The organism is Bacillus sp. FSL P2-0099 (genome assembly GCF_038007445.1).
GTDB lineage: Bacteria > Bacillota > Bacilli > Bacillales > Bacillaceae_G > Bacillus_A > Bacillus_A mycoides.
Map to the genome: position 1 here is coordinate 4,619,751 of NZ_JBBOXE010000001.1, position 20,518 is coordinate 4,640,268.

Here is a 20,518-nt window from a genome sequence, read left to right on the forward strand (position 1 = left end):
TATTCTAACATTTTAAACTAAAGAAATGCACCATAATATATCAACAATTTTTGAAATATATCGAACACAACTCCCAATATATCAACGTTTCGACAACGCTGTACACCCACGACAGCACAAAAAAGACGCACAGCCAAGCTATGCGTCTTTTCTATTACTTCTCTGCAACTTGAACTTCTTTTACGTAAGCTGCTTCGAATTTTTGGATGTCACCTGCGCCCATGAAAATAAGAACGCCGTTTTTATGTTTCTTTAACACATCCGTTGTTGTATCTGTAATTAGTTCTGCGCCATCGATACGTTTTTGCAGATCTTCAATTGTTAATTCACCTTTGTTTTCACGTGCTGATCCGAAAATATCACATAAGTATACTTGGTCAGCTTTACTTAAGCTTTCCGCGAACTCATCTAAAAATTTCTCTGTACGTGAGAATGTATGTGGTTGGAATACAGCGACAACTTCACGCTCTGGATGTTTTTGACGAGCTGCTTCAATCGTTGCATTAATTTCTGTCGGATGGTGTGCATAGTCATCAATGATAACTTGTTCTCCCATTGGCTTTTCATTAAAGCGACGTTTTACGCCTTCAAAAGTTGTTAGCTGATGCTTAACTGCTTCTACATCAACGTTTTCATAATGGCAAAGCGCGATTACTGCTAATGCATTTAATACGCTGTGATCGCCGTATCCTGTAATTTTGAACGTGTCATAATACGTATTACGAACGAATACATCGAATATAGTACCATCAGTTCTCTTTTGAATGTTACGTGCTTGGAAATCATTATCTTCTCCAAATCCATAGAAAATAACAGGTACTTTCGCTTGAACTTTTTGAAGTTCTTCATCATCACCACATGCAATAATACCTTTTTTCACTTGCAATGCCATCTCTTGGAATGCATTAAATACATCATTGATGTCTGCAAAGTAATCTGGGTGATCGAAATCGATATTTGTCATGATTGCATAGTCTGGATAGTAAGACAAGAAATGACGACGATACTCACAAGCTTCAAATACAAAATACTTACTATTTTCTACCCCATGCCCCGTTCCATCTCCAATAAGGTATGATGTTGGGTGTGCACCTTGCATTACATGGGCTAACAAACCAGTTGTTGATGTTTTTCCATGTGCACCAGTTACAGCAACACTTGTGTACTGATTCATAAGATCACCTAAGAAGTGATGGTAACGATGTACTGGGATATTTAATTCTTTTGCTACTACGATTTCTTCATGCGTATCAGGAAATGCATTTCCTGCGATAATCACTTGTCCTTCTTTAATATTATTCTTATCAAAAGGAAGGATGGAAATACCACGCTTTTCCAATGCTGTTTGTGTAAAGAAACGCTTTTCATAATCAGACCCTTGAACAGTATGCTTCATGTCATGAAGAATTTGTGCTAATGAACTCATTCCTGTTCCTTTAATTCCTACAAAATGGTAAACTGTCATCTTAAAGAACCTCCAACATTTCGAACTAATACAACGGCCTATCTATAAGACAGTATATGAATCTTTTCTTATTTTGGTAATCATCATACATTTCTGATGCAGTGAATTTCTTTTTATATTCACTTATCAGTGATAAACTCGTACGTACTTCTTTTATGTCCATAACACATTTATTATAGCAAAAAACAAGCCGCTATACTATGATAACAGAAAAACTGATAGGGTCAATCACCTATCAGTTTTTCTCGCTTTTACATATCTTCTTTTGTTTCTAATTGAACACGCTCTAGACGTGAATTTGGACGGTATTTACGACCAGCTTTTGCTTCTGGTTTTCCATTTAATTCTACGTTATCACCAGTAAAACCAATATTCATTTTTAATAAGCTACTTCCTACTCCGTATATATCGACAGGAACATTTTGAGCTTCAAATTCACGAATACGCTTCTCATCAAACCCACCAGTTACAACGATATCTACATGTTGGAACCCTTCCTCATCAAGAGCCTTACGAAGTGCAAATACAAGTGATGGATTTACACCACGTGGATCGAATGTTCCAAGTACTTCTGGGTGACGAATGAAGTATTGATCAATCATTGTGCGAGACGTATCGACACGTACACCTTTTAATGTTGATCCAAATTCACGCGCTACGCGAAGTGCATCTGTGATGACATCATTGTTATAATCAATTAGTACGACTAATTCATCTTCTGGGAATTTTTTATGATATGCCTTTGCAGCTTCAACAACATCACCATTAAACATTTGAATTAAAGCGTGAGGCATCGTCCCCATACCACTTCTGCCCCACCATTCATTCATTGCATGCGTCGCTTGCGCGCTCATACCTCCGATGTATGCCGCATAGCCGTCACCAGCTTGTTGCGTATAATGATCGTCACGATCTCCCATGAAAATAACCGGTTTTTCTTTATCTACACTACGTGCAGCTTGGACAACGTTATATACGTTTGTCGCAACTGATGTACGACGAGCTAAAATCCCATCAATTACACCTTCTAAAAAGCCGAAGTATTCATAAGGACCATGAATTGTTAAAACTGTTTCAAACGGACTAATATTATCGCCATCCTTTAAAGAATGAATTTCTAATTCCTCAGGATTTTTGGCAAATGTTTGTAGCAATGCGATTACCTCATCTGCTCCGCAAAGAACTGCATGTTCTTTTTGAAAAAACTGCATTGTTACAACGCTTTTCGGGCGAAATTCTTCAATGATTTCTCTAGTTTTTAAAAAGTAAACGGCAGAGAACCAGCCTTCTCCAACACGTTCATCAAATTTAAATGTTTTATTTGTTAGTCGATTTATTTCACCTTTTAATTTTAATTCAATTTCTTTCATGTCGCTTTACTCCCTACTTTACTATCCAACATTTTCTATTAGTATACAGCAAAACCGTTTCCTATACATTTGTTTCCTGCATAGCAGCGAATTCATCCTCAGAAATAAGGACATCTCTCGGTTTCGTTCCTCTTCCTTCAGAAATAATCCCTTGCGACTCCATCTCTTCAATTAGACGTGCCGCGCGATTATAACCTATGCGGAATTTTCTCTGTACAGAAGATGTGGACGCTCCCCCTTGCTCTACAACAAATTGACATGCATCAAAAAATAGTTCATCTTCAGACTCACTCTGCTCTGATTTTGCTAATAAATCCTCTTGCTTAAATAAGTAGTTTGGCTTCATTTGCTTTTTCACATGATCAACTGTTCTTTCAATCTCATCATCTGATACGTATACACCTTGTACACGAACTGGTTTAGATGTGCCGTTTCCTAAAAATAGCATATCACCACGACCAAGTAACTTCTCCGCGCCCCCAATATCGATGATCGTACGCGAATCAACTTGAGATGATACTGTAAACGCAATACGCGTTGGAATGTTTGATTTAATTAAACCTGTAATAACGTCTACAGATGGACGCTGCGTCGCAACTAATAAGTGAATACCACAAGCACGAGCTTTTTGTGCAATACGACAAATCGCTTCCTCCACATCACCAGGAGCAACCATCATTAAGTCCGCTAACTCGTCAATGACAATTACAATATAAGGTAATGTCTCACCTGGGATTTCTCTACCACTTACAATCGTATTGTAACGAGTTAAATCACGAGCACCAGCATGAGCAAACAATTCATAACGACGTTCCATCTCTTCAACCGCCCACTTTAACGCAGCTGTAGCTGCTTTTACGTCAGTAATAACAGGTGCTACAAGATGTGGAACAGAATTGTATGGTGCAAGCTCAACCATCTTCGGATCAATTAGTATCAACTTCACTTCATGCGGCTTCGCTTTATATAAAATGCTCGTTAAAATCGCGTTAATGCAAACACTTTTCCCTGAACCAGTTGCACCCGCAATAAGTCCATGTGGCATTTTTCGAATATCCGTTACAATTGGATCACCGGAAATATCAAGCCCCAGCGCAACTGTAAGCGGTGATTCACTCTTTGTAAATACAGGACTTCTTAAAATTTCACGCAGGAATACTGGCTTACTTTCCTTGTTTGGAACTTCAATTCCAATTGCACTCTTCCCTGGAATTGGCGCTTCAATTCGAATATCTTTCGCAGCTAAACTTAACTTAATATCATCACTTAAATTTGTAATTTTATTTACTTTCACACCTGGGTCTGGTTGTACTTCAAAACGAGTTACCGCCGGCCCTTGTGACACATTAATCACATGTGCTCCAACATGGAAATTATTAAATGTCGTATTTAATAATTCTTCCTGTTCTTCTAGCCACTCCGTATTATCTAATGCTGCCTGCTGTGGAATTGACAACAACGTTAATGGCGGAAGTTCATACTTCGGTGGCGCTTGTAGTACGTTGCGCATATCGTTCTCTTTTTGATTTACAACATATGCTTTCTCTTGTACTTCCGTACTTGAAATTGGCTCTTGTACTTGTCCAGCCACCACTACTTGTTGCATTGGTTTTTCTTCCACTTGAGCTTCTACTACCACTTGCTGCACTGGACTTTCTTCCACTTGCGGGTCTACTACCACTTGTTGCACTGGTTTTTCTTCCACTTGCGGGTCTACTACCATTTGCTGCATTGGCTTTTCTTCTGCTTGTGGTTCTACTACCACTTGCTGCATTGGCTTTTCTTCCACTCGTTCACTGACAGTTGATTGCATTACGTTCGTTCTTGCCGCATGTCTTTCCATTAATTTCTTTCTATCCTGCTTTAACATGACAACATTAAATGGGACATGACGTTTTTTCTCACGTTTCGGTTCTTCTATTTGTAAAGCAGGCTGTTCTTCAGCAACTTGCTTCTTTTCTTCCGCTTCTTCAACTAAAACGTTCGCAAAGTTTTGAACATCTTTCTTTGTTTGCTCATCCGTTTCTGAAACTGGTACGAATACTTCACTTTCTTCCTTGAACGTAATTGTTTCTTGTTGAGAAATCACTGGTTGCTCTGCAACTGGTGTATTTTCCACTAAATCTGTATTCATCGTTTCTTCAATTACTGTTTCTTGAGAAGTTGGTTCTTCTTCCTTAGTACCCTCTAACTCCGCAACTTCTTCTGTCGCTTCCTCAGATTTCTCTAATTCCACAACTTCTTCTGCTGCTTCCTCAGCTTCCTCTAATTCTGCAACTTCTTCTATTGCTTCCTCAGTTTCTTCTAATTCCACAACTTCTTCTGTCGCTTCCTCAGGTTTCTCTAATTCCACAACTTCTTCTGTCGCTTCCTCAGTTTCTTCTAACTCCACAACTTCTTCTGCTTCCTTAGCTTCTTCTAATTCCACAACTTCTTCTGTCGCTTCCTCAGATTTCTCTAATTCCACAACTTCTTCTGTCGCTTCCTCAGTTTCTTCTAACTCCACAACTTCTTCTGCTTCCTTAGCTTCTTCTAACTCCACAACTTCTTCTGTCGCTTCCTCAGATTTCTCTAATTCCACAACTTCTTCTGCTTCCTCAGATTCTTCTAACTCCACAACTTCTTCTGCTTCCTTATCTTCTTCTAACTCCGCAACTTCTTCTGTCGCTTCCTCAGATTTCTCTAATTCTACAACTTCTTCTGCTTCCTCAGCTTCCTCTAATTCCACAACTTCTTCTGCTTCCTCAGCTTCCTCTAATTCTGCAACTTCTTCTGTCACTTCCTCAGATTTCTCTAATTCCACAACTTCTTCTGTCGCTTCCTTAGTTTCTTCTAATTCCACAACTTCTTCTGTCACTTCCTCAGATTTCTCTAATTCCACAACTTCTTCTGTCGCTTCCTAAGTTTCTTCTAATTCCACAACTTCTTCTGTCACTTCCTCAGATTTCTCTAATTCCACAACTTCTTCTGTCGCTTCCTTAGTTTCTTCTAATTCCACAACTTCTTCTGCTGCTTCCTCAGGTTTCTCTAATTCCACAACTTCTTCTATCGCTTCCTCAGATTTCTCTAATTCCACAACTTCTTCTGCTGCTTCCTCAGGTTTCTCTAATTCCACAACTTCTTCTGTCGCTTCCTCAGATTTCTCTAATTCCACAACTTCTTCTGTCGCTTCCTTAGATTTCTCTAATTCCACAACTTCTTCTGCTTCCTTAGCTTCTTCTTCAAAAGCATCTGGTATTTCTATAGTAATTGTTTCTTCAAGCTTTTCATCTGCTTTTACAATCACTACATCTTCTAATGTTTCTTCTTCGACTTGATTTGCTGCAACTTCAGCAACAGTTTCTTCTATTTCTGTATTACATTCATTTTCTTCTGTTAATATCGAATACACATGCTCTACTTTAGAATCTATTGACTCTTCTTGTAAAGTTTCTTCGTTATCTTCTGTAGATGATAACGCCACTACATCTTGCTCCTGCTTCAAGGCTTGTACAATTGTAGCCTCTTTTTCCACATGCTGTCCTACTGTTTTATGAAGCAAATCATCACTTAGGCTTTCTTCTAATGAAGGGGCTTGACGTTCAACTTCGTAACCGTTTTTCTCTAACCATGTATCCACAACCGATTTTTCTTCTACTTTATTACTTCGTTCGTTCACTCCGTTCTTAACAGATGAACTTCCTTGTAGAACTCCCGAAAAGTCAGATAATGTATATCCCTTTTTCTCTAACCATGCGTCAACAACAGCTTTTCCTTCAACAGATATTTCAAGATCTTCTCTTACCTTTTCTTCCTCCTGCACAACCTTCGTTTCTACTGAAGGACGGTTATATCCATAAATCGGAGAAATCATTTCTGTTGGACGAAATGGTCTACGGTTACTTTCTTGCGACGGTACGAATGCTTTTTTTACGACAGGCTCTGGTTCCGGTTCATATTGCAATTCCGGTTCCTCATATGTAGGTGCTTCTGTTTCCACATACGGTCGTCTGCTTCTTTCCACTTTTATTCCTCTTTGAGTAGGGTGTTCTTCATATGCTCCTCTTTGAATAGGTTGTTCTTCAAAGTTAGGCAGTTCTCTTACATCCTCCTCATCGAAGCCATTATCTGGTATTAATGGAAAACGACATTTCCCTGCATTCCGACTTGCCATTTGTGCTTCTCTTGCTTCAGTGTAGTGGTTTACACGAGGAATTTTCGGCTGACTTTCAATTTGTGCCGGTACTTCTTTATTCATCACTGTTTTTTCTTCCTCTTTGTTAAACAGCTTTTTCATCCAATCTAACATGTTTACCACTCTTTCTACTAAATAGTAACATCCTTTATTGTATCAGCATTCGGCAAAAAGTGCAGGTAAAATTAAGCATATTAGTTTTATCCATAATATTCTAATTCACGATTGTTTTTCATATAGAAAAACGAGGTCTTACATGTAAGACCTCGTTTAATCTTTACCCTTCCGATATTCATCCACACTATCCGTTACACTTTGCAATAAAGAATTTACATACTGTGGGTCAGATAATTTTTTGTCTTCTTCAGGGTTTGACATAAATCCAAGTTCTAATAGTACTCCTGGAACTTTTGACCAATTAAATCCAGAAAGATCATCCCGAAATTTAATTCCATTTACTTTCACTTGATGATTCTCTCTCATTTTATTTACTATCGTTTGAGAGATTTGAAGACTTTCAGCATAAATCTCTTTCGTATACGGACTTCCTTCTGCCGGTGTCAATACAGCAAATCCACTTTGATTTGGATTTTCAGAACCATCTGCGTGAAGGCGCAAAAATAAATTCGCTTTATGATCATTCGCGAATGTTGCTCGTTCCTTATTACTTATATCAACCTCATGTGACGTTCTCGTCATCAATACTTGTATACCTTTTGCTTCCAGTTTTTCTTTCAATATAAAAGCCATCTCTAATACAAGAACTGATTCCCTCTTTTTCGTTACAACTCCCGCTGTTCCGTCTGTTACTTTATATTTTTGCGTAGTTGCTCCTGGACCAATTGCCTCTAAATTTAAATTCGCTTTTTGTCGATGCCCTGGATCAATAACGACGAGAAACTTTTCTTGTTTTTCATTACTCTCTACTTTTTGTTCATTATTTTGCAGCGGTTGCTCAGTTAGCTGCAGCGGCGTAGTTTCCTCTTTCTTTTCCTCGGCCGGCACTTCCTCCTGCTTATGTTCCACTTGCTCATTCGTTTGAATTGCTTGCGGCTGTTCTTTCTTTTCTTGTTCTTCTTGCTGCTTTTCTACCGGTGCGTCTTCCTTATTATCTTTGTTTTTTTCTTGTATAGAAGAGGTTGTTTCTTTTTTTCGGCTCTTCTTGCGAACAACCTCCCATATATATTCCAATGACTGCAATAGCGCTCATTATTTTTATATACTTCATTTTTCTCTCCTATCACTTTGCACCGGTCTCAAAGTTTTTCTTATAATTGTTTTATAATTTCATCCATATTTCCAATATGAACGGGTTGCCACGTTTCTGTACCACGCTCTGCGGTATAGACTAGATAAGCATCATCAGCTACATTTACGAAAACAGGATCCCCCATATCCGTTTCATATCCGATAACAATCCATTCCTCTTTCCATTTTCCACTTTCTTCACTTATTAATGAATTTTTATGTTTATCATATCGATAACCGATTTGTCCTTTTTCTAATTCATTTTCGCTAAACACATATATTTCATAGGAACCTAGTTCGATATCTTGCTGCTTTGAAGTTTCAATTCGTTTCAGAAGTTCTGCAATTTTTGGTTGTTGTTTCATACGTCTACCCCCTTCTTTTTTCTAAATTTTACCTAATCCATTTTTGAAATACAATATAGATTTTGAGAGGAAACGTTACAATCCTAGGAATTTCGTACAAAAAAAAATAGCCTCACATATGAGAGACTACTTTTTCTAACATCAATTAAAATTTAAATTCTTGTCCAACTTCAAAGCTATCTTCTAATACAAGAATACCTTTTTCTTCTGGAGCATCTGGAAGCTCTAACTCACGTGCAGAGCAAATCATTCCAGAAGAAGGAACACCGCGAAGTTCAGCTGGTTTAATTAACATACCACTTGGCATTACAGCACCGATTTTTGCAACAACAACTTTTTGTCCTGCGTCAACGTTTGGTGCACCACATACGATTTGTAATGTTTCTGTACCGATTTCTACTGTACAAATGTTTAATTTATCAGCATTTGGATGCTTCTCTTTTTCAGCTACATAGCCTACAACAAATTTCGGCGTGAAATCAGCTTCTACTTTTTCTTCAAAGCCATTCTTCGCTAAAATTCCGTTAATTTTTTCAACAAACTCTTTCGTTAATGTAACGTTTCCGTTGTCTGTTACTTCTACATAAGAAGACGCATTAAAGATGTTGAATCCTGCTGTTACGTTGCTTTCACGATCGTATACGCGAGCAACATCTCCTTTGCGGTCAAATGTACGGTTTTCTAAAGTAATATCTTGTAAGGTAACAATTAAAGTGTCACCAATTCCTTCAAGGTTGTAAAAAACGTTCACTTCGTTCATCCTTTCTCTTTTCCATCTGTCTTCTTCCGATTCTTCGCTAAAATAAAGATTGGTTCGAAGTCTCCATCTTCATATACGAATGAAAGTGATGTAATCGGAACATGCCCTTCGGCAAAAAATTTCATTGTCATTTGTGCAATAATATCATAACCGATTTCGTTGACGATATCAGCAATAATTAATACATCTTGGTGAGGAACTGCAACAACCATATCACCAGAGATCTTTTCACGCATCGAGTGTAGTAACGATTCGTTTAAAATACGACTCGCATCGTATCCATCATTTGTGTTTAAAAAGTAGAATGTATTACCTGCTACTGTCTCCTGCTTAAATTCATAGCCTAATGAGCGAGCATTAAATAATGCCATTTCACGTACTTGTTCCTCTGTAAGCTCTAATTTTTGCAATAAGCGCTCATCAATTAATCGATACGTTTTATTAGAATCTAGCGCATAGTAAATACGTGTTTCCGCCGTATGGTCCGTCATAATAAACGGATTTCCTTCTTCTGATTGTTTCGGGAAAGAAGTAGAGCGAATAACAGGTAAAATTTTCGCCGTGCTATTTTCTTCTTTATGCATTGCAATTAGCGCTTCTTGTACGTAATAAGCGACCTCTTCAATTGCTTTTTCTTTGTTCACTTCCCATTTTGCAACTACTCCTGGAAGTGATACGTTAATACCTTTTTTCGAGTCTGTTTGTTCAATACGAAGAACTTCTTTCTCGCTATCATAATGACAGTCCCATTCTGGTCGAGATAATTTCTTCATTAACTCGTCTTTCATCTTTTTACTTGTCATTTTCATCTCTTTTTCCTCCCTTCCAAAAAAATAACCTCCCCCGCGAAGGTAGAGGTTGTTTTTACAATTCAATTGGCTAATTGTCTTATTTTAAACCTTCAATAAACTCTTCGATTTGCTCTTGTGTTTTACGATCTTTATTTACATAGCGTCCAGTTTCTTCACCTTTATTGTACGCTACAAAGCTTGGAATGCCAAATACGTCTACTTTCACGCATAAATCAATAAATTCATCACGATCTACATAGTAAAATGAGAAGTCACTATACTTCTCTTCCACTTCTGGCATAAATGGATCAACGAAACGGCAATCTGGGCACCATTCCGCTGAGAACATGAAGACTACATTCTCTTCATTTTTTAATTCTTGGAATTGTTCCATGCTTTCTAATGATTTCATCTATATTTCCTCCTCTAACGAGTGCACTTTTTCACACTATAATCTTTTCTTTATACTACCATACATCGCGCATGGTGCAAGGTTTATGCTTGCTTTTCATCATACTTATATTGCCCAACAAGTAACTTAACAACGTGTACAAATAATTCCGTTCGGTCGACATAATCATCTGTAAAAATACCGATAGCACCTTCGTGACTACGAATATCTTTTCGCTCTACAAACTCTTCCATCACTTCACTTAGCTCTTTTCCTTCTTCAAGCGGTGCTAAAAAATCGTCTGGTAACTTAATACGCGCCCCTCCCGCAACAAATGTTTTACCTTCAATCGTCGCTAAAGCACCCCAGTTACACATAAATAACCCATGCTCCGTTTTCATAACGCCGCCTTCTAGCCCAATGCCGATATGAGCTGCACCTTCCTGCAATGCTCTCTTCGCTCTATTTACTGCTCCTTGCATCGTCTCTTCATCTGAAAAAGGCTGATTTGCTACTCCTGATGGAACAGAAAGAGATGTAATTTCAGCATCTTCCCAAACCTTCTCCACAGCCCCAACCTTCGTCTTATTCTTCGATCCAACTACTACCTTCATTTCATTCACCTCTATATAAATTCATCACTCTATCCTAATACTAGCCTCGAACACCAAATCAGTCTTCATGACTGAGATTTATACCGTAGTGCGCCTGACCGCTCTCACTCATCGCTGGGTCATCTATTCAACCTAAAAAAAGAAGGGTTTTTCACCCTTCCTCTTTACGCGTTATTCTTAATTGTCTCTAACGTCGTTTTGTCCGTTGCTCTCACAAGCTTCGTAATTAATTCCTTCGCTGCCGCATAATCATCAACATGTAAAATAGAAGCATGTGTATGAACGTAGCGTGCACAAACACCAATTACTGCTGATGGGATACCAGAGTTACTTGTATGCACACGGCCCGCATCTGTACCACCTTGTGAAATAAAGTATTGGTACGGAATGTTATGTGTTTCTGCTGTATCTAAAATGAATTCACGCATTCCTCTATGTGTTACCATTGTACGGTCATAAATACGAAGAAGAGCGCCTTTTCCTAATTGACCGAACTGCGTCTTATCACCAGATGCATCATTTGCTGGACTTGCATCAAGCGCATAGAAAATATCTGGTTGAATCATATTTGCAGCAGTTTGTGCTCCGCGAAGACCTACTTCTTCTTGTACAGTCGCACCAGAGTATAATGTGTTTGGTAATGTTTCATCTTTTAATTCCTTTAGCAATTCGATAGCAAGGCCACATCCATAGCGGTTGTCCCAAGCTTTCGCCATAATTTTCTTTTCATTTGCCATTGGCGTGAATGGGCAGATTGGAACGATTTGTTGCCCTGGCTTTATGCCAATTTCAATCGCATCTTCATAACTATCTGCACCTATATCAATTAACATATTTTTTATATCCATCGGTTTTGCACGTTGCGCATCACTTAATAAATGAGGAGGAATGGAACCAACAACCCCAATAACAGGACCATTCTTCGTCATAACTTGTACACGCTGAGCTAATAGTACTTGGCTCCACCAGCCACCTAACGTTTGAAAACGAAGCATCCCATTTTTCGTAATTTGCGTAACCATGAAACCTACTTCATCCATATGACCTGCTACAAGAACGCGCGGGCCAGTTTCGTCCCCTTTTTTCAGACCAAATACGCTACCTAAACCGTCTTGCACAATCTCATCAGCATATTTGCTTAATTCTTGCTTCATAAAACTGCGCACATCATGTTCAAAACCTGATGCACCTTGTAATTCTGTTAACGTACGAAATAATTGTAATGTCTCTTTATTCACGAAGTCCCCTTCTTTCAAACCTTAGTAGAATACCTCTTTTATTGTAACGAAATTTTCGAAATGTTTCTAGTTTCTTCTTTTTTAGTTGCATTTGCATTATAATTATTATTGGTACACTATTTTTATTTTACAGAATTGAGGTGAATATATGAGCTGGAAAGGTTTAGTCACAGGTCTTGGCGTTGGATTCGCAGCTGGTTATTTCGTTGCAAACAAAGTACAAGAACAATCCCATATTTCTTCAGAAAAAGCATTGAAAATGGTGAAACAAGCATTAAGTCATAAAGGTGAAATTACTGGCTCTTGGGTACATATGGTTCCAGAGGCATTTGAAAAATATGATGTCGCGTATGAAGTTTATCGCGGCGGTCTTACAACGATGTTAGATGAAATACAAGAACGATTTGAATTTTTAGTTGATGCTAAAACAGGTACTGTTTTAGAGGTTATAGCAGCATAAAAAGAGGTTTCCCATTAGGTGAACCTCTTTTTTTTTAGAATTACCAACAAAAGCTGATAATAACAGCAATACATAATAAGTGGAGATTGTTCCAATAAATATTTTTGGACACCTTCCTCTTATTAATATTAAGCTTCTATATTTGTTTGTCTCTCTATTTTCTCCACTATATGCCCTTCCTCATTCCACTTTACTGCACGGTAATATGCATCATGATAAAAAGTAAACCACGCCTCTTTTTCAGCACCATACTTCATCCACTTTTGTTTATGTTCAATCGATGTCATTGGATAGTCATCGTATGCCATTACCCATAATACATTTTGATGTGCATGCGTCGGTAAAATGTCCGCTAAATGAAGCATCGTTTCACCCTGACTTTCAAGGACGACAACGGCATGTCCATCGCTATGACCACCCGTATGCACCATCTTTATTTCATCCGTAATTTCTATTTCTTTCCTGAACGTAACAATCTTATCAACGATTGGCTCCCAATTTTCCTTCCAATATGTATTACGCGATCTAACATTCGGATTTTTCATTTCATTCCATTCAGTCTCACTTACATAAATCGTTGCGTTCGGAAACGCCGGAACAAGGTGATTTCCCTCCCATTTTGTTAAACCAGATGCATGGTCAAAATGAAGATGCGTCATTAAGACGTAATGAATATCTTCAGTATGCAGTCCCAATTTTTCCAAAGATTCCTTAACTGATGATTCTTCAGTTACACCTTGATTTCGCTTCATTTTCCCATTCAATTTACCATTCCCTATCCCTGAATCAATAAGTATGTTTCCTTCTTTCGTTTGTAAGAGTAACGGATCTGTTCGTAAATAAATATGATTTGTATCATTATGTTTATATTTTCGTGACCAAAGTATTTTTGGCACAACTCCAAACATCGCGCCTCCATCTAAATGTGTATTCCCACCTTTTAGCCACGTCACTTTTATATTTCCAATTTGTAACTGTTCCATATCCCATCCCCCTTTTCCATTTAATTTTAACATAATATTCCGATTATTTTTCATATAAAAAACCTATGCATTACTGCATAGGCTCCGTACGATATTTTGCTTCAACTCGATAAATACGATGACCTTTACTAGAAAATTTCTCTTCGTATTCTGTCATAATGTTTCCTTCATAATCACTATTATGAAGATCTAGGCTAAGGTAAGTTAATAACATACCATACTCAGCCATACTCATAATAGAATATTCAAATAAACCTTGGTTATCAGTTTTGAAATGAATTTCTCCGCCATCTACTAACACTTCTTCATAATTGCGTAAAAATGTTTTATACGTTAAACGACGCTTCGTATGACGATTCTTCGGCCATGGATCTGAGAAGTTTAAATAAACGCGGTCAATTTCACCTTTCGCAAAGAAAACTGTTAAATCTTCAGCATCTTTATTAATTAACTTTAAGTTCGGTACTTCTTCTTCAATTAATTTATCAAGTGCATCTACAACAACACTTGTGAATTTTTCAATTCCAATATAGTTAATATGCGGATTTGCTTTTGCCATATCATACATGAAGCGGCCACGTCCTGTACCTACTTCAATATGAATTGGCTGTTCATTTCCAAATATTTCTTTCCAGTTACCAGCGCTCTCCTCTGGGTTTCCAATTACGATATGTGAATACTCATTAATTCGATCCATTGCATAAGGCTTATGTCTTAAACGCATAGATGTCTCCCTCTCTTTACAAAACTATTTTAAAGGAAAAATTCCTTCTTTCTGTTTTAATCAATCTATCAAACAAAAAACCAAGTACGTACGAGCACTCGGTCCGTTTCTTTCAAGTATAAGATGTACCATTTTGATAAAAACTACATAAAGCATTAAACATTCCATGACGAAACAGCTTTTTCTCTTACATTTCTAGGGAGAGAAAAACACTCGAAAGGATGATCCGTTCATGCCAATTAATCAACAGCATCAATTAGAAGTGTTAAAAGATATTTTAATCAACCATCAAAGTGATTGCTGCGGGACAGTTTCTGAATGCGAGCAATTAGAGCGACTCATTCAATCGTTACTCGCAAACGATAGTATAAGTAGTGACACTAAAGTAATGCTAAACGATGTATATTCTTATAGTCAATCGGGTAAATCTTCCTCTAATTTGGACAACCATATTTCCAATAATCAAGAACAACTTACTCAGTGGATTGCTGGAATGGACAATTTTTCTTAAGTATTATTCTGAAGCAAGTAGTTGCTGTAAATATTGATGCCAATATTTAGCTTCTGCTTGCTGCTTTTTTGTTGTGTGCCATTGCATAGATAAAATCGTTTGTGCTATCACATACCATCTCATACGCCTAAGCAATGATTCATCTAGTTCAATCTCATAATATCCGAGCCACTCACTCCATTCATGGCGCGGAACATACCAATATAATAACATACCAAGATCTAAAGCTGGGTCAGCAATAACAGCCCCATCCCAATCAATTAAAAACAATTCATCTTCGTCCGACAATATCCAATTGTTATGGTTTACATCACAATGGCATACAACGAATTCATTGTACTCAATATCTTTTAATGACTCCGTTAAATATTGAAGACCTTGCTGAATTGTTTCATCAACTCTTATATCTCCTCTTAAAACGAGCTGTAATTGTTGTAATAACTCTTGCGCATGAAGCGGCTGCTTTCCTAGCCTTTGAATCATCTGCACAAGCGCTTTAGAGGAGTGTATTTTCTTCAAAAGTTTCGCAACACGTTCTAGTTTCATATCCTCTGGCTCTAACTTCTGTCCCGGAAGCCATTTTTGAGCAGAAATTACATCACCGTTCGTTACCCTTCTTGTCCAAAGTAATTTTGGAACAATTCCTTCTGCTGACAATACCGCTAAAAAGGGCGATGTATTCCGCTTTAAAAATAACTTTTGTTGTCCGTTTTGCGCAATATATGCATCGCCCGTTACTCCACCAGCCGGTATAAGACTCCACTCTTTTCCTAATAATTGTTCCAACCATTCCATATTCATTACCCGTTAACAAATCCTTATCTTTTATAGTTATGAAAAGAAAAACCGCAACATTTCTACGCATGTTGTGGATTCATATATTTTACTGTATTTGAATGAAAAAACTTGGCATAAGCCGAAAACAGGATAAATCACCTGTTCTTCTAGTTTATTTTACAAAATCAATCATAGAATGACAACTTATGAAAATCGTCACCTTTGTCAATTCTACATTTATTACATTCTCATCGTCAAGTAGCGATTTGTCACATTATCGTCAATATATACGTGCTAATTGGAGCCAATTGAAGTTCCTTTCCTCTAAATGAAGAAATTGGCTCTATTTTCGCTTGCTTTTCGTTTACTAACACATGCCACGTTTCTTCTTTTGGAAGCTGCACCGTTTTAGCTTCTAAACCGCTATTAAATAAAACTACAATCTCTTTCCACGGTCCAAATAATTCTACATGCTCTAGGTGGTATGCCAGTACTTCTGTAGATGTTTGCAAAAAAGTCATATGCTTTTTTATAAGGTCCGCATTTTGTAATCGGAATGCCCCGTGCCCTTTGCGAATCGCAATTAACCCTTTTATATAGTTAATGGTCTCCATCTCTTTCTCTTTTTGATCCCAATCTAATTGATTAATTTCATCATTTGCATTATAGCTATTTTCGTTCCCTTGCTTCGTACGATAAAACTCTTGCCCCGCATGTAAGAAAGGAATCCCTTGTGAAAGAATAACCATTGCGGTTGCTAAACGATGACGCCTTTTCAAAATTTCTTCTGATTCTGGATTACTTTGCACTAGTTTATCCCACATCGTCATATTGTCATGACATTCTACATAGTTGATGCTTTGTACTGGCTCTAGGAACAATCCTGTTTCTTTCATACTTAAAAGGCTACCAGCTACTATATACTGCAAATGATTACAGTCTACATGCCCACCAAATGCAAAGCCACGTTTATTTATATTAAAAGTACTTCCTTTTATTCCATCACGAAATTGATCATTAAACTGTGCGATACATGGCATTTTATTCGCATTATTTAACGTCGCTTTCTCTTCAAGAGGAAGCGGTGTTTGCAAATCCCATCCTTCACCTAATAACAGCGCATCCTGCTTTATTTTTCGTACTTCTTTTTCTAATTCATTCATCGTTTCAACATCTAAAATTCCCATTAAATCAAATCGAAATCCATCAACATTGTATTCAGTAAGCCAATATAAAACAGATTCTATAATAAATTTCCTCATCATTTTCCGTTCAGATGCTATATCATTTCCAACTCCCGTCCCATTAGAAGGCATACCGTCTTCCCCATGACGAAAATAATATCCCGGGACAAGCTTCTCAAATGATGATAATTCTCTTTCATAAACATGATTATATACAACATCTATAATCACTCGAATGCCGTGATCATGAAATGTTTCAATTAGTTGTTTACACTCTACTATCCTGTTATATGGATCAGAAAGGTTTGTAACATAAAATCCTGTTGGTATATTGTAATATAACGGATTGTAGCCCCAATTATATGCGGAAGCAGGATTCACTTCATCTATACCACCAAAACAATGTAAAGGTAATAGTTCAACATGTGTAACGCCTAAATCTTTTATATGAGACAATCCTGTTAATGTCCCATTTCGCCCTACTGTCTCCTCTTCCATTAGCCCTTTATATGTTCCTTTCTTATTCACCCCACTGTTTGGGTGAATAGTAGCGTCACGAATATGCAGTTCATACAATATGGCATCTGTCATTGACTGTAATGGTGATAATTCTACTCGTTTTGTCACATTCGTTTTTTCCAAATCGATAACGACGCCGTATTTTCCATTTATCGTCGCAGACTTTGCATAAGGGTCAACCGCTTCGTTCCATATTAAATTAATACAAACAAGGAATGTATATCGTGCTCCATCATGATCACCTTGTAATGTATGAATCCACACTCCGTTTTCTTCTCTGTACATTTCATAATCAATATATTCTTTATCACTTTTATAAATCCGTACTTTCGCAAGCCTTGCAGTCGGAGCCCATACTTTAAATATTGTTTCTTCTTTTGTATACACAGCACCTAAGTCGGTACCTTCGTAATAATATTTTTCATCGAAAACTACTGTTCGAATCACAGCGCCTATTTGTAAATCTGTTTCTTCATTCCGTTCATCCCGTACTGTATAATACTTCCCCACATCTATCGGCTCTTCTATAAAACATTCATACTTCGTTGCATCTGGAAGAGCAATAGTATGAACAATCGGTAACTCTTTCACATTGCTTCCTTCTTGTAAACGAAATGTCCGGCTTGTTCCATACGCATGCGGGAGCAAAATTGTAATTTTATTCATTTCATCTAAATAGGCATCAAATGGACGTTTTACTTTCAACATAAAAAATCACCATCATTCTTAAAGTTAAAATGAAACGAGCTGCAAATGATAAGGGTTTTCTTATCAGCGAAGCTCTATACAGTAACACATTATTCCCTATAGTATATTCACCTGTATAAAAAACGTTTTCATACATTCTATTTTTGTAGTTTTATTTCAGTAATCGATTTATACTTCGGCGTTTCCTTAACGTGAGATTCATACAAAGTAATCGTATCTGCTTGAAATGATGTTACAGGTAACTCTTTTACATTTGTCAGATCAAACACTTTTTCTCCTACCCATTTACGCGCAACAGTAATATGTGGATGATAAGGACGTGTATCTAGAGAGAAGCCATTTTCTTCACAAATTATATGCACTTGCTTTTGTAAAGTAAACAAATCTTGATTATCACTTATCCCCGCCCAAAATATACGCGGCTGGTCCACCTGTCCGAATGTAGAAAGTCCTTGTAACGTGAACGATAATTCCGTTTTTTCTGTAAGTGTTTGTAATCCATTCTTTATTCCTTCTAACTGTTCCTCTGTCGCACTTCCTAAAAATGAAAGGGTAATATGATAGTCTTCTTCATGTACCCACGAGCGAAATGGTAATTCATCCTTCATTTCCTCTTTATAATTAGAAAGAATTTCTTTTATATGACGTGGTAAAGTTACTGCGACAAAATAATGCGGCACCATCTACATCGTCTCCTTTATGTTATTGTTGCTTTTCTTCCTTATCTCATTCAGCTAAAAAGAATCCGCCCTCTAAAGTAGAGAGCGGTCATTATTTAAATATCTTTTATTTCGCTAATTCATGAATTGCCTGAGCATAAATCGCTGTCGCTTTTAATAAATCTTCAATTTCAATGTACTCGTCTTTTTGATGCGCAAGTTCTTCTTTTCCTGGGAATAACGGGCCAAATGCAACACCAGCTTTCAATGAACGAGCATAAGTACCACCGCCAATTGCTAACAATTCAGCTTTTTCACCAGTTTGTTCTTCATATACACGTTGCAAAGTACGAATTAACGTATGATCTTTGTCAACGTGATGCGGGCGAGAGTTAGAATAATCCGCTACTTCAAATCCATGAGTACCAACATATTCTTTTAACTTTGCAATTGTTTCTTCAAAGTTAGTTGTAACTGGATAGCGTACATTTAATCCTAAATTACCACCGTTTTCTTGCGAGTAAGACAGGCGACCAACATTCACTGTTAACGGCCCGCTAATATCGTCTTTATAAGAAATACCAGCTTTTTCTCCCATAATATCACCTGTAAATGTTTCTGTTACAAACGAGGCAAATGAAGCCCCTTTTCCATCAAGAGAAACTTTCGTTAAGAAGTTTACCAATAATAAACCTGCATTTTCTCCCTTTTCCGGAGTAGATCCGTGAGCTGAAATCCCTTTGATTTGCAACGTCACCGTCTTTCCTTCTACAATTGCTTTACCTATTTTTTTAGCAGTTTGTAAATACTCTTCATACGCTACTGTAAGTGTATTTACATCTTCTCCTGTAATAACTGCTTCTGCAAAATCAGGAACCATATTTAAACGACGACCTGACTCAAATGAAATAAGCTTAAATGTGCCTTCTTTCTCTTCGCCACCACTTTGCACAACTTGTATGTCAGAAATTCCTTTTTCCGCATTAATAATCGGAAAATCTGCATCCGGCGCAAAACCGATTGTTGGCATTTCTTCATTTTTAAAATAATGATCTACACACTTCCAATTACTTTCCTCATCTGTTCCTAAAATCATACGAACACGTTTTGAAAGAGGTAAGCCTAATTCTTTAACGATTTTCATCGCATAATAAGCTGCCATCGTCGGCCCTTTATCATCAATTGCACCGCGTGCAAAAATCTTCCCGTCGCGAATATCCGCACTATACGCAGGAGTTGTCCAGCCATCTCCTTCTGGTACAACATCAACGTGACAAAGAATACCTACTAATTCTTCTCCTTGTCCCATTTCAAGATGACCTGCATATCCTTCTAAATTTTTAGAACAGAAACCTTCTGCTTCTCCTTTATGTAACATGAAAGATAAGGCTTTTTCTACACCTTCACCAAATGGTGCGCCCTCTTTCGCAGATTCTTCTTCCCATACACTTTTGATTTGTAAAAATTTTTGTGTATCACGAATTAAATCATCTTTTCGTTTTGTAACTTCTTCTGTCCAATTAATCGTCGACATCACGCATCCATCCTTCACTATATTGTCTCTTTCATCATAGCAA

The 20,518-nt window shown here is 37.5% G+C and carries 17 protein-coding genes and 2 pseudogenes; 2 read left to right on the forward strand and 17 right to left on the reverse strand.

Annotation, left to right across the window (positions count from 1 at the left end; translation table 11 throughout):
• Positions 1–154: 154 nt before the first annotated feature.
• The 11 genes and pseudogenes from murC to MKY90_RS23995 form a co-directional block, all read right to left on the reverse strand.
• Positions 155–1,465 carry a UDP-N-acetylmuramate--L-alanine ligase gene (murC, locus tag MKY90_RS23950; protein ID WP_063218510.1) on the reverse strand — a complete coding sequence of 437 codons (1,311 nt, stop codon included), beginning with the start codon at positions 1,463–1,465 and terminating at the stop codon, positions 155–157.
• A gap of 251 nt (positions 1,466–1,716) precedes the next feature.
• The gene (locus MKY90_RS23955) at positions 1,717–2,835 is read right to left on the reverse strand and encodes a nicotinate phosphoribosyltransferase (RefSeq protein ID WP_002015597.1); all 1,119 of its coding nucleotides are present in this window, start codon (positions 2,833–2,835) and stop codon (positions 1,717–1,719) included.
• 61 nt (positions 2,836–2,896) lie between these two features.
• Positions 2,897–5,716, reverse strand: a complete 2,820-nt coding sequence (locus MKY90_RS23960) for a DNA translocase FtsK (RefSeq protein ID WP_445661552.1) — start codon at positions 5,714–5,716, stop codon at positions 2,897–2,899.
• Positions 5,717–5,737: 21 nt separating this feature from the next.
• Positions 5,738–7,123: pseudogene (locus MKY90_RS30475) on the reverse strand (DNA translocase FtsK); the annotation flags it as partial.
• 156 nt (positions 7,124–7,279) lie between these two features.
• Positions 7,280–8,237, reverse strand: a pseudogene (locus MKY90_RS23965) (N-acetylmuramoyl-L-alanine amidase).
• 40 nt (positions 8,238–8,277) lie between these two features.
• Positions 8,278–8,622, reverse strand: a complete 345-nt coding sequence (locus MKY90_RS23970; RefSeq protein WP_002015616.1) for a hypothetical protein — start codon at positions 8,620–8,622, stop codon at positions 8,278–8,280.
• A 145-nt stretch (positions 8,623–8,767) separates the two neighbouring features.
• On the reverse strand, positions 8,768–9,382 hold the full coding sequence (gene ytpR, locus MKY90_RS23975) for a YtpR family tRNA-binding protein (protein ID WP_002089041.1): 615 nt from the start codon (positions 9,380–9,382) through the stop codon (positions 8,768–8,770).
• The gene (locus MKY90_RS23980; protein ID WP_002089043.1) at positions 9,379–10,191 is read right to left on the reverse strand and encodes a DUF1444 domain-containing protein; all 813 of its coding nucleotides are present in this window, start codon (positions 10,189–10,191) and stop codon (positions 9,379–9,381) included. The genes ytpR and MKY90_RS23980 overlap by 4 nt, the downstream gene beginning before the upstream one ends.
• A 79-nt stretch (positions 10,192–10,270) precedes the next feature.
• Positions 10,271–10,585: a thioredoxin family protein gene (locus tag MKY90_RS23985; protein WP_002015619.1), complete on the reverse strand. Its 315-nt coding sequence runs from the start codon at positions 10,583–10,585 to the stop codon at positions 10,271–10,273.
• An 83-nt stretch (positions 10,586–10,668) separates the two neighbouring features.
• Positions 10,669–11,178, reverse strand: a complete 510-nt coding sequence (locus tag MKY90_RS23990) for a DUF84 family protein (protein WP_002089045.1) — start codon at positions 11,176–11,178, stop codon at positions 10,669–10,671.
• A 164-nt stretch (positions 11,179–11,342) separates the two neighbouring features.
• Positions 11,343–12,416: a M42 family metallopeptidase gene (locus tag MKY90_RS23995; protein ID WP_002167551.1), complete on the reverse strand. Its 1,074-nt coding sequence runs from the start codon at positions 12,414–12,416 to the stop codon at positions 11,343–11,345.
• Positions 12,417–12,564: 148 nt separating this feature from the next.
• Between MKY90_RS23995 and MKY90_RS24000 the strand changes: the two genes are divergently transcribed.
• Positions 12,565–12,876, forward strand: a complete 312-nt coding sequence (locus tag MKY90_RS24000; RefSeq protein WP_002015622.1) for a PepSY domain-containing protein — start codon at positions 12,565–12,567, stop codon at positions 12,874–12,876.
• Between the two features lie 128 nt (positions 12,877–13,004).
• Here MKY90_RS24000 and MKY90_RS24005 read toward each other — a convergent pair whose 3' ends face one another.
• Together MKY90_RS24005 and trmB are read right to left on the reverse strand one after the other, a co-directional pair.
• Complete coding sequence (locus MKY90_RS24005) at positions 13,005–13,859, reverse strand: YtnP family quorum-quenching lactonase (protein ID WP_445661553.1); 855 nt, start codon at positions 13,857–13,859, stop codon at positions 13,005–13,007.
• Positions 13,860–13,929: 70 nt separating this feature from the next.
• Complete coding sequence (gene trmB / locus MKY90_RS24010; protein WP_002015624.1) at positions 13,930–14,583, reverse strand: tRNA (guanosine(46)-N7)-methyltransferase TrmB; 654 nt, start codon at positions 14,581–14,583, stop codon at positions 13,930–13,932.
• A gap of 232 nt (positions 14,584–14,815) precedes the next feature.
• Between trmB and MKY90_RS24015 the strand changes: the two genes are divergently transcribed.
• Positions 14,816–15,094, forward strand: a complete 279-nt coding sequence (locus tag MKY90_RS24015) for a YtzH-like family protein (RefSeq protein ID WP_002015625.1) — start codon at positions 14,816–14,818, stop codon at positions 15,092–15,094.
• Between the two features lie 3 nt (positions 15,095–15,097).
• On the opposite strand, the gene MKY90_RS24020 is transcribed toward MKY90_RS24015, so the two are convergent.
• From MKY90_RS24020 to pepV, 4 genes are all read right to left on the reverse strand, one after another.
• The gene (locus tag MKY90_RS24020) at positions 15,098–15,895 is read right to left on the reverse strand and encodes a phosphotransferase family protein (RefSeq protein WP_002034382.1); all 798 of its coding nucleotides are present in this window, start codon (positions 15,893–15,895) and stop codon (positions 15,098–15,100) included.
• A 245-nt stretch (positions 15,896–16,140) separates the two neighbouring features.
• Positions 16,141–18,282 (reverse strand): type I pullulanase, encoded by a 2,142-nt coding sequence (gene pulA, locus MKY90_RS24025; protein ID WP_098167605.1) that lies wholly within the window; start codon positions 18,280–18,282, stop codon positions 16,141–16,143.
• A 137-nt stretch (positions 18,283–18,419) separates the two neighbouring features.
• Positions 18,420–18,965, reverse strand: a complete 546-nt coding sequence (thpR, locus tag MKY90_RS24030) for an RNA 2',3'-cyclic phosphodiesterase (protein WP_098167606.1) — start codon at positions 18,963–18,965, stop codon at positions 18,420–18,422.
• 103 nt (positions 18,966–19,068) lie between these two features.
• On the reverse strand, positions 19,069–20,475 hold the full coding sequence (gene pepV / locus MKY90_RS24035) for a dipeptidase PepV (protein ID WP_002034386.1): 1,407 nt from the start codon (positions 20,473–20,475) through the stop codon (positions 19,069–19,071).
• Positions 20,476–20,518: the final 43 nt, after the last annotated feature.

Excerpts from the sequence above, each read along its gene's own strand:
- murC (WP_063218510.1), bottom strand. The coding sequence starts at position 1,465 with ATGACAGTTTACCATTTTGTAGGAATTAAAGGAACAGGAATGAGTTCA.
- MKY90_RS23955 (WP_002015597.1), bottom strand. The coding sequence starts at position 2,835 with ATGAAAGAAATTGAATTAAAATTAAAAGGTGAAATAAATCGACTAACA.
- MKY90_RS23970 (WP_002015616.1), bottom strand. The coding sequence starts at position 8,622 with ATGAAACAACAACCAAAAATTGCAGAACTTCTGAAACGAATTGAAACT.
- ytpR (WP_002089041.1), bottom strand. The coding sequence starts at position 9,382 with ATGAACGAAGTGAACGTTTTTTACAACCTTGAAGGAATTGGTGACACT.
- MKY90_RS23980 (WP_002089043.1), bottom strand. The coding sequence starts at position 10,191 with ATGAAAATGACAAGTAAAAAGATGAAAGACGAGTTAATGAAGAAATTA.
- MKY90_RS23985 (WP_002015619.1), bottom strand. The coding sequence starts at position 10,585 with ATGAAATCATTAGAAAGCATGGAACAATTCCAAGAATTAAAAAATGAA.
- MKY90_RS23990 (WP_002089045.1), bottom strand. The coding sequence starts at position 11,178 with ATGAAGGTAGTAGTTGGATCGAAGAATAAGACGAAGGTTGGGGCTGTG.
- MKY90_RS24000 (WP_002015622.1), top strand. The coding sequence starts at position 12,565 with ATGAGCTGGAAAGGTTTAGTCACAGGTCTTGGCGTTGGATTCGCAGCT.
- MKY90_RS24005 (WP_445661553.1), bottom strand. The coding sequence starts at position 13,859 with ATGGAACAGTTACAAATTGGAAATATAAAAGTGACGTGGCTAAAAGGT.
- trmB (WP_002015624.1), bottom strand. The coding sequence starts at position 14,583 with ATGCGTTTAAGACATAAGCCTTATGCAATGGATCGAATTAATGAGTAT.
- MKY90_RS24015 (WP_002015625.1), top strand. The coding sequence starts at position 14,816 with ATGCCAATTAATCAACAGCATCAATTAGAAGTGTTAAAAGATATTTTA.
- MKY90_RS24020 (WP_002034382.1), bottom strand. The coding sequence starts at position 15,895 with ATGAATATGGAATGGTTGGAACAATTATTAGGAAAAGAGTGGAGTCTT.
- pulA (WP_098167605.1), bottom strand. The coding sequence starts at position 18,282 with ATGTTGAAAGTAAAACGTCCATTTGATGCCTATTTAGATGAAATGAAT.
- thpR (WP_098167606.1), bottom strand. The coding sequence starts at position 18,965 with ATGGTGCCGCATTATTTTGTCGCAGTAACTTTACCACGTCATATAAAA.
- pepV (WP_002034386.1), bottom strand. The coding sequence starts at position 20,475 with ATGTCGACGATTAATTGGACAGAAGAAGTTACAAAACGAAAAGATGAT.